The organism is Vibrio sp. Scap24, from assembly GCF_013394185.1.
In the GTDB taxonomy this organism is placed as follows: domain Bacteria; phylum Pseudomonadota; class Gammaproteobacteria; order Enterobacterales; family Vibrionaceae; genus Vibrio; species Vibrio pomeroyi.
Map to the genome: position 1 here is coordinate 594834 of NZ_CP041332.1, position 13132 is coordinate 607965.

The 13132-nt window shown below is 46.0% G+C and carries 8 protein-coding genes; 6 read left to right on the top strand and 2 right to left on the bottom strand.

Annotated elements, in window-relative coordinates; genetic code table 11:
- Window positions 1–3: 3 nt before the first annotated feature.
- The gene (gene aspS / locus FLM53_RS02370; RefSeq protein ID WP_017630636.1) at window positions 4–1776 is read right to left on the bottom strand and encodes an aspartate--tRNA ligase; all 1773 of its coding nucleotides are present in this window, start codon (window positions 1774–1776) and stop codon (window positions 4–6) included.
- A 314-nt stretch (window positions 1777–2090) separates the two neighbouring features.
- Between aspS and FLM53_RS02375 the strand changes: the two genes are divergently transcribed.
- From FLM53_RS02375 to FLM53_RS02400, 6 genes are all read left to right on the top strand, one after another.
- A complete protein-coding gene (locus FLM53_RS02375) occupies window positions 2091–2996 on the top strand; it encodes a DUF72 domain-containing protein (protein ID WP_176680132.1) in 906 nt (301 codons plus the stop codon).
- Between the two features lie 139 nt (window positions 2997–3135).
- Window positions 3136–3864 (top strand): carboxy-S-adenosyl-L-methionine synthase CmoA, encoded by a 729-nt coding sequence (cmoA, locus tag FLM53_RS02380; RefSeq protein ID WP_017062083.1) that lies wholly within the window; start codon window positions 3136–3138, stop codon window positions 3862–3864.
- A gap of 238 nt (window positions 3865–4102) precedes the next feature.
- Complete coding sequence (cmoB, locus tag FLM53_RS02385) at window positions 4103–5074, top strand: tRNA 5-methoxyuridine(34)/uridine 5-oxyacetic acid(34) synthase CmoB (RefSeq protein ID WP_009846365.1); 972 nt, start codon at window positions 4103–4105, stop codon at window positions 5072–5074.
- Between the two features lie 288 nt (window positions 5075–5362).
- Window positions 5363–6103, top strand: coding sequence for an ATP-dependent zinc protease (locus FLM53_RS02390; RefSeq protein ID WP_176680133.1), 741 nt, complete (start codon window positions 5363–5365; stop codon window positions 6101–6103).
- A 17-nt stretch (window positions 6104–6120) separates the two neighbouring features.
- On the top strand, window positions 6121–7626 hold the full coding sequence (locus tag FLM53_RS02395; RefSeq protein WP_065585128.1) for an inactive transglutaminase family protein: 1506 nt from the start codon (window positions 6121–6123) through the stop codon (window positions 7624–7626).
- 3 nt (window positions 7627–7629) lie between these two features.
- Window positions 7630–8610: an alpha-L-glutamate ligase-like protein gene (locus FLM53_RS02400; RefSeq protein WP_026084277.1), complete on the top strand. Its 981-nt coding sequence runs from the start codon at window positions 7630–7632 to the stop codon at window positions 8608–8610.
- A gap of 108 nt (window positions 8611–8718) precedes the next feature.
- Here the strand turns inward: FLM53_RS02400 and fdhF are convergent, their stop codons facing one another.
- Entirely contained in the window at window positions 8719–12948 is a 4230-nt protein-coding gene (fdhF, locus tag FLM53_RS02405; protein ID WP_176680134.1) for a formate dehydrogenase subunit alpha, read from the bottom strand.
- Window positions 12949–13132: the final 184 nt, after the last annotated feature.

The window sequence follows — 13132 nt, forward strand, 5'->3', positions numbered from 1 at the left end:
TGATTAGTCTTCTTTCTTCGCTAGTTTAACTGCGATTGCTAGCTCTTCCAGTGATGCTGGGTTCGCTAGGCTTGGCGCGTCTGTTAGTAGACATGCTGCAGCTGTTGTTTTCGGGAATGCGATAACGTCACGGATGTTCTCTGTACCACAAAGTAGCATAGCTAGACGGTCAAGACCGAATGCTAGACCAGCGTGTGGTGGAGTACCGTATTGAAGAGCATCTAGTAGGAAGCCGAACTTCTCTTGTTGCTCTTGTGCTTCGATACCTAGGATACCGAATACAGCCGTTTGCATTTCTGCGTTGTGAATACGTACAGAACCGCCGCCTACTTCGTAGCCGTTGATTACCATGTCGTATGCATCAGAGTTTGCTGCTGCTGGGTTCGCTTTTAGCTCTTCCGCGTTCACACCTAGTGGCGATGTGAATGGGTGGTGCATTGCGTGTAGGTTACCTTCGCCATCTTCTTCGAACATTGGGAAGTCAACAACCCACAGTGGAGCCCATGCAGATGTGTCTGTTAGCTCTAGGTCTGTACCTAGTTTAAGACGAAGTGCGCCCATTGCTTCAGCAACGATGCCCGCTTTGTCTGCGCCGAACAGAATGATATCGCCAGATTCAGCTTGAGTGCGATCTAGAATACCGTTGATTACGTCTTCGCTTAGGAATTTAGCAACTGGAGATTGAATACCTTCCATGCCTGCAGCACGGTCGTTAACCTTCATCCAAGCTAGGCCTTTCGCGCCGTAGATGTTTACGTGTTCTGCGTAACCGTCGATTTGCTTACGAGTTAGCTTAGCACCACCTGGAACACGGATAACCGCTACACGACCTTTTTCGTCGTTAGCAGGGCCAGAGAATACTTTGAACTCAACGTCTTTAACTAAGTCAGCAACGTCCACTAGCTCTAGTGGGTTACGTAGATCTGGCTTGTCAGAACCGAAACGACGAATCGCTTCAGAGAAAGGCATTACTGGGAATTGACCTAGTTCAACATCTAGAAGCTCTTTCCACATATCGTGAACAAGCTTTTCAGTGATGTTACGTACTTCTTGAGAAGACATGAACGATGTTTCGATATCGATCTGAGTAAATTCAGGCTGACGGTCAGCACGTAAATCTTCATCACGGAAACATTTAACGATTTGATAGTAACGGTCAAAACCAGACATCATCAGCAGTTGCTTGAACAGCTGAGGAGATTGAGGAAGCGCGTAGAAGCTGCCTTTGTGAACACGGCTTGGTACTAGGTAGTCACGAGCACCTTCTGGTGTCGCTTTAGTTAATACTGGCGTTTCGATGTCTAGGAACAGGTTCTCATCAAGGAAACGACGAACGAAGCTAGAAGCGCGTGCACGAAGCTTGATACGATCGCTCATTTCTGGACGACGAAGATCGATGTAACGGTACTTAAGACGCTGCTCTTCAGAGTTCGTTTGGTTGAAGTCTAGTGGAAGCGCTTCTGAACGGTTGATGATCTCTAGACCAGTCGCGTAAAGCTCTACTTCACCAGTAGCCATGTCTTTATTTACTTGGCTGTCAGGACGAACACGTACTTCACCAGTAAATTTGATACAGAATTCATTACGCAGTTGGTTAGCGATCGGGAAGATATCTTTCATATCTGGATCGACAACAACCTGAACGATGCCTTCACGATCACGCATATCAATAAAGATAAGACCGCCTAAATCACGGCGACGGTTTACCCAGCCGCACAATTCTACAGTTTGTCCCGCCAGGGACTTGTTCAGGTTACCACAGTAATGGGTACGCATAATGAATTTCCCAATCTCTTAATTATTTACTAATTTCCAAGCTGTCAGTGGTCGTTCCACACAACAGAGCAAAGAAACATTTATACGCGGAAACTCGGTTAAAATCGACCTTCCACATTCGAATTTATTGTGTTTTATCTGGCTTTGCTGCTTTTTAGCCCATCAAGTGCGCAAAGATTCATCAAAACCGAAAAAATTGCGATAATTATATCTCGAAAGTACCTTAATCAGCAAAACTCTCGTAAAGTAGATTTTCGTTTCAACCCAAAAACTTTTTGTAATGTCTGATGGCGTGATAAATGACGGTGTAATAGATGGATGATCGTGTAATAACAACAGAAACGTTACCTTTAAGACTTGGATTAACCATGTGGTCTCACTCTGAGTGGCAAAGTCAGTTCTATGGCAAGGGAACAAAGCCTGCGGAACGTCTAGAGAAATACACCCAAGTTTTTCATACCGTTGAAGGCAACACGACCTTCTACGCGACGCCGAGTATAACTACAGTGCATAACTGGAAAGCGGCAAGCCACGATGACTTCAGGTTCACCTTTAAACTACCCAAATTCATCACCCACCAGCAACAATTGAGACATTGCCAAGCCGAACTCAAAGAGTTCTTAATGACCATGTCACCCCTGCATGAGCGCATTGGTCAATGGACGATTCAGCTACCACACAGCTTTGAGCCGAGCATGCTCCCAGTCCTGCAAAAGTTTTGTACTTTGTTTCCAAAAGACATGCAGCTTGGTGTTGAAGTTCGCCACTTGGGTTTCTTTGACAAAGGTGACGACGAAAAGCGTTTCAATAAATGGCTGGTTGAAGAAGGCATCAATCGCATTATTATGGATAGCCGCCCCGTTTTTTCCGCGCCGCCAACCACAGAGGCAGTGATCGATGCGCATCAGAAAAAACCACGCGTGCCCGTTCATGCCATAGCGACCGCCAACAACCCGATGATTCGCTTTATTGGCCACCCCGACCAAGCGCCTAACATCGAGTTTTTTAAGCCTTGGTTTAGCAAAATTCCAAACTGGCTCAGTGAAGGCAAACAACCGTATTTAATGATTCACACCCCAGACAATAACCATGCGCCTGAACTCGCGATTGCTATTTACGAACTATTGCAAAAGCAAGTGTCTGAAAATACGTCATTATTATTGCCCGATCTTGCTCAGTTTCCAGCTCAGAAAGGCAACCATCAAATCTCGATGTTTTAAGTCTTCTTGAACATCTGGTCATAATCCTCAGCAGTAATCTCAGTTTTCGTGACAGCAGTCCTTTTTTTACGTAAAATGCGTCCCCTTTTATTTGGTACGAATTTTGTGCCAATTACGCTGACTGTCGAGAGAGAATGCCATGAGCAACACAGACAATATCTTTTCCGCTCCTATTGATAAAATTGGAGACTTCACCTTCGATGCAAGGGTTGCTGAAGTATTTCCGGATATGATTCAACGCTCGGTGCCTGGCTATAGCAACATTATCTCTGCAATCGGCATGCTGGCAGAGCGCTTCGTAAAGCCACATTCAAATATTTACGACCTTGGTTGTTCTCTTGGTGCAGCAACGCTTTCAATGCGTCGCCACATCCAACAAGAAGGTTGCACGATTTTCGCGATCGACAATTCAGAAGCGATGGTTGAGCGCTGCAAATTGCACGTTAACGCTTACCGCAGCGACACGCCGGTAGAAGTGATCGAAGCTGATATTCGTGAAGTAGAAATCAAAGACGCTTCCGTTGTGGTTCTTAACTTTACGCTGCAATTTTTGTCTCCAGACGATCGATACGCTTTGCTTGAGAAAATTCACGCAGGCTTACGCCCAGGTGGCATTTTAATCCTGTCAGAAAAATACGTATTCGAAGACGAAAGTTCAAATGAGCTGCTTATCGACCTGCACCATGATTTCAAACGTGCGAACGGATACAGCGAATTAGAAGTGAGCCAAAAGCGTAGCGCGATCGAAAACGTGATGCGCCCTGACTCTATCCCTGTACACAGAGAGCGCTTTGATAAGATTGGCTTCTCTAGCAGCGAAGTATGGTTCCAGTGTTTCAACTTTGGTTCGATGTTCGCTATTAAATAGTCTAGCTAAGTGATACTGAAGGATACCCGTCATTCCCTACTGTGAGGGACGAACGTGATAGGGAATCTCTCTTTTTTGCTTTACCTTAATCACTAGTATTTTTATGAGTGTCGAGCGACTCAGAAAGCGCCCTTTAACAAAACACTCTAGCATCTATTTATAGATCCCCGATGCACTCGTCGACTCGCGTTCGAGGATGGCGATAGTATCGGGTAACAAAATTTAGGAACTTGTTCTAATGTTTAATTTTGCCAATTTTTATCAACTCATTGCCCAAGATACTCGCCTTCAGCCGTGGCTTAATGTTCTTCCACAACAGCTGACGGATTGGCAAAATGCAGAACACGGCGACTTCGACCGTTGGTTACGTGCACTGAACAAGATTCCACAAGGTGTGCCTGACCAAGTTGATCTGAAAAACTCAGTAACGATTGGCAGCTCTACACCGTTCCACACGGGTGAACTTAAAAAGTTAGAAAGCTTACTGAAGACTTTCCACCCTTGGAGAAAAGGCCCTTACACAGTTCACGACATCCATATCGATACGGAATGGCGCAGCGACTGGAAATGGGATCGTGTGCTTCCACATATCTCACCACTTAAAAACCGTTCTGTGCTCGATGTAGGTTGTGGCAATGGTTACCACATGTGGCGCATGCTTGGCGAAGGCGCACGTTTAACCGTGGGTATCGACCCTTCTCATCTTTTCTTGGTTCAGTTTGAAGCGATCCGTAAGTTAATGGGCGATGACCAACGCGCGCACCTGTTACCTCTAGGTATTGAACAACTACCAAAACTGGAAGCGTACGACACTGTATTCAGCATGGGAGTGCTATACCACCGTCGCTCTCCGCTTGATCACTTGATTCAACTGAAAGACCAATTGGTGTCTGGCGGTGAATTAGTGCTTGAAACCTTAGTGATTGAAGGCGATGAAAATGCAGTTCTGGTTCCTGTTGACCGTTACGCGCAGATGAGAAACGTGTACTTCTTCCCATCTGCTCGAGCACTAAAACGCTGGCTTGAACAGGTTGGATTTGAAGATGTTCGTATCGTGGATGAAAATGTCACGACAATTGGCGAGCAACGCACGACAGAATGGATGACACACAACTCTCTACCAGATTACTTAGACCCGAATGATCCAAGTAAAACGGTTGAAGGTCACCCAGCACCAAGACGTGCCATTCTTGTGGCGACCAAGCCATAAATGTGATGCCCGAAAGCCATTATTTAGTTGATAACAGAGTAATGGCTTTTTGGTGGCTACAACGCCACCTTTTGCTTCGCTGTGAGCTTTCACAAAAATGCGCGTAAATTGAACGAAAATTGACTTATGATTAATAAGTGAGCTATTTCAAATTGCAATAATTGGCGTCGCGCTCACATTGCGATTCAATATGACCAGACTCTTACAATAGGATGCTTCACGCATCCTTTTTTGTGGGCTAAACTTCTAAATAGTCTGAACTATTCTCTAATTTCCAAAGGTTTTTTTATGTTTAAGCGATTATCGCCTATTGTGGCGGTTGGTTTGCTCTCTGGCTGTACCCTAACTAACGGTGCTGCCTACCACCAAGAAACTCTCGATGCTATTGCCCGCTCAGAGACAAACATCGCAAATAAGGTTCAAAATCTTGAACTGCAAGTCAGTAATCAAAGTGATTACATTGAAAGCTTAGAAGACGAAATCATCACCCTTTCAAATCAGTTAGATGTTCATCTAACGAGCATGGAACACAAAGTCATTGAAGAGCTAGAGGAAGAAGAACCCGTGGCAGTTACAGCGGCTCCTATCGCTCCTACCTCACAACCGACTATCCTTGGCGGAATCGAAAAAGTGTCTATCGACTCAATCAAACAAAGCTTTGATGCTCGAGTGGATACTGGCGCAACAACCTCTTCTTTAAATGCAGTCGATATTAAAGAATTCGAACGAAATGGTAAGAACTGGGTTAAGTTCCACCTAGAAGACCAAGGAAAAGCGGCAGAAGACCAAAAATGGATTGAAGCACCTGTTGTACGTTACGTAAAAATCCGTCAATCAACGAATGATCAGACAGAACGTCGAGCTGTGATTGAATTATGGGTTAAAGTTGGAAAAATCCATGAAAAAGCGCAATTTACATTGGCGGATCGCTCTCAAATGAGTCACCCTGTATTACTAGGGCGCGAATTTATCAAAGACATAGCGCTAGTAGATGTAAGTAAAAAGTACGTACAAACGGAAGTTAAATAACAATAGTAGGGTAAGCTATGACGTCAAGAATTCCATTTTATATCTCTATATTCCTGCTTATCGTGGCAGGCATAACACTGAGTATGTTCAGACATACGACCTACGGTGTACCTTGGACTCCAGGGGAAACCAGGCAGGTTTGGGACGTTGAAGCTCGTATCGAGTTCAACGCTGTAGGCAAAGAAGCAAAAGTTTCCTTAGCGGCTCCTCATACTCAGTCTAACTACACACTTATCGGCGAATCGGCTTCATCACCAGGTTACGGTATTTCTTACTTAAATACTGAGTCAGGTCGTCGTGCTGAGTGGTCGATTCGTTACGCAGATGGCCCTCAAACCATCTACTACAAGACACAATTCCTAGTCGACAACCAAGCTAAAGTGAACGACACACCACCAGAGGGTGAAGTGGTTCAGCCAAGCTTCGACGGTCCGGAAGAAGCGGCGTCTCTTGCTCTGATTGATAGAGCAACAAAGCGTTCTGCAGACAATCTAACGTTCACTCGAGAGCTCATCAAAACGCTGAATGATCCAGACAGCCAAAACTCGGCGCTGATTCTGAACAACATGACCAAAGTGGAAGCGACACACAAGCTACTTTCAGCAGCGAAAATACACAACAAAGTGGTTGGTGTTATCGAGCTAGAAGATGGACGTCGTCGTCAGTCTATTCAGAACATGATTCAGATTTGGGATAACGATGAGTGGATTCTTTTCTCTCCTGAATCCAGCGAACAGCAAGTTCAACCAAACCTACTTATCTGGGACGAGTCAAACGTTTCTCTGCTTGATGTTGTGGGCGGTCAGAACAGTAAAGTTCACTTCTCTATGATTGCTCAAGAGGTTTCACCAACTGAAGCAACCAACAGTAAAGTGTCGGCTGACCAGCTGTTAAACCTATCAATCCACAGCCTACCGTTAGAAGAGCAAGCGATGTTTAAAACCATCATGCTGATTCCTATCGGTGCGCTTATTGTTGTGTTCTTGCGTGTCATCATCGGTTTGAAAACGTCTGGTACCTTCATGCCAGTTCTGATTGCGGTGGCCTTTGTTCAAACACAACTGGTAACGGGTATTGTTGGCTTCCTACTGATCGTCGGTACGGGTCTTATTATTCGAAGTTACTTGTCCAAACTCAACTTGCTACTGGTAGCCAGGATATCCGCCGTAATCATTACGGTAATCATGATTATCTCTGTGTTTACCGTGGTCGCGTTTAAAGTCGGTCTGACTGAAGGTCTGTCAATTACGTTCTTCCCAATGATCATCCTATCTTGGACTATCGAACGTATGTCTATCCTATGGGAAGAAGAAGGCGCGAAAGAAGTAATGCTACAAGGTGGTGGCTCTCTATTCACTGCGGTTCTTGTTTACTTAGGCATGACTAACCCGTTCATTCAGCACTTAACGTTTAACTTTATTGGTTTACAGCTTGTTATTCTAGCGACCATCTTGCTACTAGGTAACTACACAGGCTACCGTCTAACTGAGCTTCGTCGCTTTAAACCGCTAGCGGAGGACTAAGTTATGTTTGATCAGTTTACTTCACCGTTTAGGTTGAAAGACAAAGGCATAATGGGAATGAACAAGCGTAACCATAGTTACATTGGTCGCTACAATGATCGTTCCAAGTATCCACTCGTTGATGACAAGCTTAAGACTAAGATCATCGCTGAACAGGCTGGCGCTACTGTGCCAAAGCTGATTGGCGTTATTGGTCACCAAGCTGAAGTAAAAACAATCCACAAGATGGTAAAAGAGTGGCCGGGTTTCGTAATCAAGCCAGCTCAAGGCAGTGGTGGTAAAGGTATCCTAGTTGTGACTTCTCACAAGGATGGCGTTTATACCAAGCCTTCAGGTTCGACTATCAATGAAGAAGACGTAGAGCGTCACATCAGTAACGCTCTTGCAGGTCTTTTCTCACTTGGTGGTAAGAATGATGTTGCGGTAGTTGAAAACCTCATCAAGTTTGATGAGTGTTTCGATGGCTTCAGTTACGAAGGTGTGCCAGATGTACGAATCATCGTATTCAAGGGCTACCCTGTTATGGCGATGATGCGCTTATCTACTTCGGCTTCAGACGGCAAGGCTAACTTGCACCAAGGTGCTGTAGGCGTAGGTATTTGTATCGCAACGGGTAAAGCCGTTCGTGCCGTTCAGTTTGACCACCCAGTCACTCACCACCCAGATACGGGGAAAGAGTTAGCGCTACTTCAAGTGCCACATTGGGAAAAACTGCTAACACTGGCATCAAGCGCTTGGGAAATGACAGGTCTTGGTTACATGGGTACTGACATGGTTCTAGACCAAGAAGAAGGCCCAATGGTACTTGAGCTTAACGCACGTCCAGGTTTGGCTATCCAAATCGCTAACGGTGCTGGCCTACTACCTCGATTGCACCATATTGAGAACCTTGGTACACCAGCTGAATACCCGAAACCTGCAGAACGCGTGGCATACGCAGCTAAGCAATTCGGCGTTCACGGTAACGAGATTGTTCCAAACTAAGCTATTTGCTGACTAGGGCACTTGATGCCTAATGGAGCTCAATAAAAAGCCGCAAAACTCTGAGAGTTACGCGGCTTTTTAGTCTCTGCCATTTGTTAACGAGTTGGACTAAGCTTCTGTAGCTTCAATTTCAGGCTCACGAATCGGATCAATGCGCACTGCCGCAACCTTAAACTCTGGGATCTTGGCATGCGGATCTGTCGCTGTGGTAGTCAAACGGTTCACAGGAGACTCCACGAAATGGAATGGGATAAACACCACACCTTTCTGCATTCGCTTGGTTACAAAAGCCGCAATTTCAATTTCACCACGACGTGTCGATACTTTGAGCATCTGACCATTCGAGATCCCTAACGCTTCTGCATCATGCACACTGACCATGGCACGTGGCCCTGCTAAGTTATCCAAACCTTTTGTTTTACGCGTCATGGTTCCTGTATGGAATTGCTCTAAGATACGCCCTGTCGTTAATACTAACGGGTATTCTGCGTCTGGCAGCTCTGCCGCATATCGAAACGGAATTGCTTCCATCTGACCACGCCCACGAGTGAACTGAGTCTGGTGCATAATACGTGTGCCATCAGGATTGTTCTTATTGCTTGGCCATTGCACACCATTAACCGTGATGTTTTCCCAACGTAGGCCACCATATTGTGGCGTGACGCGAGCAATCTCATTGGTAATGTCCGCAACAGAATCGTAGCTCCAACCACCACCCATTGCGTTGGCTAGCATTTGTATTATCACCCAATCTTCTTTCGCTTCACCTGGAGGCAATACTGCAGGGTTAATACGCTGAACGCGTCGCTCGGTATTGGTAAAGTGACCAGATTTCTCGGCGAACGAGCAAGACGGTAGAACCACATCGGCATACTGCGCCGTTTCGGTTAAGAAGATGTCTTGCACCACAAGGAAATCTAACGCTTCAAGCCCTTCAATCACGTGTGCTTGATTCGGGTCACTGAGTACTGGGTTTTCGCCCATCACATATAAACCACGCACATCTCGCTTACACGCCCCGTCAATAATCTCGGTCAACGTTAAACCCGTTTCAGCAGGCAAATCAGCAACGCCCCACTCCATCGCGAATTTTTGGCGAACCATTGGGTTGTACACTTTTTGATAACCCGGCAGGTTGTTTGGCAATGCACCCATATCGCACGCCCCCTGCACATTCGATTGACCACGCAGAGGGTTGATACCACCACCTTCAATACCGATGTTGCCACACAAGAGCTGCAGGTTGGCGATCGAGCGCACGTTGTCGTGGCCAGTGGTATGTTGCGTGATACCCATGGAGTAATACACCGCCGTGCGTTTTGCAGTACCGATCAAGCGCGCCATCGCGAAGATGTCTTCCGCTTTAACACCAGTCACTAGTTCTACTTTGTCTAACGAGTAGCTTGGTGACATTACCTCTTGCAACAAGGTATCAAAGCCATCGACACGATCATCAATGTATTCTTGGTCATACCAACCGTGCTTGATGATCTGCTGCATCACACCATTAATCAGCATCACGTCTGTACCCGGTCGGTGTGCTAGGTAAAGTTCAGCATGGTCGGCAATATCGATTCTCTTAGGATCAGCGACGATCAAGCGAGCACCGTTATGCCTTACTGCCTGTTTGATGTGTGAGCCGATAATTGGGTGCGCGGATGTAGTGTCAGAACCAATGATAAAGATGACATCCGAGTGTTTGATGCTTGGGATATCATTGGTCATCGCACCACTGCCTAGCGAAGCTTCAAGCCCAGTTACCGTCGAAGCATGACAAAGACGAGCGCAATGGTCGACGTTGTTGGTGCCAAGTTCACGACGAATGAATTTTTGGAACGCGTAGTTATCTTCATTGGTAGTTTTAGCCGATGAGAAACCCGCCAGTGCATTACTACCAAAACCTTGTTTGATAGCCGTGAATTTATCGGCAATCAGCGTAATGGCTTCTTCCCAGCTCGCAGGTTGTAGCCAGCCATCTTTACGAATTAATGGCGTAGTCAAACGGGCGTCGCTGCCGACGAAGTCGAAACCGAAGCGCCCTTTAACACACAACATACCTTCGTTGACCGGTGAGTCACCACCTTCTATATAGCGAATCTTATTCTTCGCTTCGTCAACGTGCATGGTCAGCTTACAGCCCACCCCACAGTAGGTGCAGATAGTGTCGACCTTTTTAAGGATGTCGGTGTCGCCTTGTTTTCTATCTCTCGCATCCACCATCGCACCGGTTGGACACGCTTGAATACAAGAGCCACATTGAACACAGTTAGAGTCACCCATTAAGGTCTTGTCAGCCCCGAAATTCGGACGACACTCAGGTCTTGAAGCGGGCTTGCCATCAGCCTGATTCATGAAACTTAATACGCCATGAACATTCTGTTCACGACATGCTTGAATACACTGTCCACAACTGATGCAGCGGTTGGCGTCAAAGATGATGAATTCAGAGCTATCATCGACAGCAAACTTTTGCCTTGTCGAACCAACTTTGGATTCCTCTGCGCGAATAGCTTGCCAACTCTCATTAGAAGCGACATCGATTTTGTATTCTGGATGTGTTTGGGTTGCCTTGTATTCAGTCGAGTAATCACGCAGATCGCAGTCGGTATTAACTTGGCAACCACACTCTAAACATCTTGCTGCTTCTGCGATCGCATCAGCATTATCAAAGCCCGTTTCTACTTCTTCAAAGCTCTGCTCTCGCTGCTCTGGTGTTAGCTCTGGCATGATTTTACGTGCCATGCGCTGTATCGACTTGTACTGCTCAGGATCAACGGCTTTAAGCTGCTTATGCTTTCTTGAGTTAAACGGTTTAGCCGGAATGTTTTCCATATCACCATTGAAGAATCGGTCGATCGCTTGCGCAGCAATACGCCCGTCTCCTACCGCTTCGACTGCTGTCGCTGGACCACGCCTGAAATCGCCGATACTAAATATATTACCCGTACCTGTGTGCATGGTTTGCGGATCAGCGTCCGCTGTGTTCCAACGAGTCAATGGGATATCAATCTCTTCGTTATCCATGAAGCTTAGGTCGGGCTTTTGCGACACCGCAGCGATAACCGTATCGAACGCTTCAACAAAGAACTCACCCGTTGGTTTCGGGCTACGACGACCAGAAGCATCTGCAGGACCAAGTGCCATACGTTCTAATCGAATCTCAGATACATGGCCATTGTCATCAGCAATATTCTCAGCCGGATTGGTCAAGAAATGGAACTTCACACCTTCGTGTTCAGCCTCTTCGATCTCATAATCTTCGGCTGGCATTTCATCTCGTGTACGACGATAGATCAGCGTGGTATCGGCACCATCACGTACTGCAGTTCGAGCGCAGTCAATCGCCGTGTTACCACCACCAATCACAGCGACTTTTTTGCCGGTAGTGAAGTGTTGGTCAGTTACATAATCTTTCAGATAATCAACACCTAGATAGCAGCCACCAAGGTCACTACCAGCATAATTCATCTCAACAGCTTGTGACGCCCCCACGGCTAAGCAGACCGCATCAAAATCGCGACTAAGATCTGACAAGGTAAAATCGACACCAAGCTTTTTGTCGCACTCTACTGCCATTCCGTTACGACACATGAGTTCGATTTCTTTATCTAGAATCGACTTCGGTAGACGATATTCTGGAATACCATAGCGCAGCCAACCACCAGCTTTAGGCATCGATTCATAAACACTGACGTCATAACCTTCATTAGACAGGTAATAACCTGCTGTTAAGCCACCAGGGCCACTGCCGACAATCGCAATGCTTTTACCTTTGTTGGGTTTCTTCGCAGGCATGTAGCTCTCTTGAGCAGCCAAATCGGCATCGGCTGCGTGTCGCTTGAGCTGGCGAATCGCAATAGAGTCATCGACTAAGTTTCTTCGACACTCGGTTTCACAGAAAGCAGGACATACACGACCAATCGATAGTGGCATCGGCAATGTTTTCTTAATAACTTCGATGGCTTTGGTATGATCATTTTGAGCAATATGATGAAGATAAGATTGAATATCGACTCCCGCAGGGCAAGCGGTTTGGCACGGTGCTTCGCAGTCAGCGTAGTGGTCTGCCATGATACGATTCAGCGCATCTTGGCGATGAGTCGTTAGCTGTTTAGATTGAGTGGTGATGTTCAAGCCATTGGTTACCTCAAGCTCACAAGAGCGAGTGACGCCTATCCCATCCACTTCAACCACACACAAATCACACGGCACCTTGTCCGATGTTTTGTTCAAACCACATAACGATGGAATCTCTAAACCACATGTTTTCGCCGCCTCAAGAACGGTTTGCCCTTGTTCGACGATTCGAAATTTCCCATCAATGACGATTTGAATCATAGCCTGTCCTACCTTTACCTTTCGCACACTGCGAGTTATCAATAATTAAAAATAAAGTAATACAATATTATTAATATTATTTAATCTATGTAATTACCATACATTAATTATGGTTTTGTGCGTGTGACCTCAAACAAGTTCCATTGATAATAACCATAAGGTATGAGTGGTCTTATCTGTATAT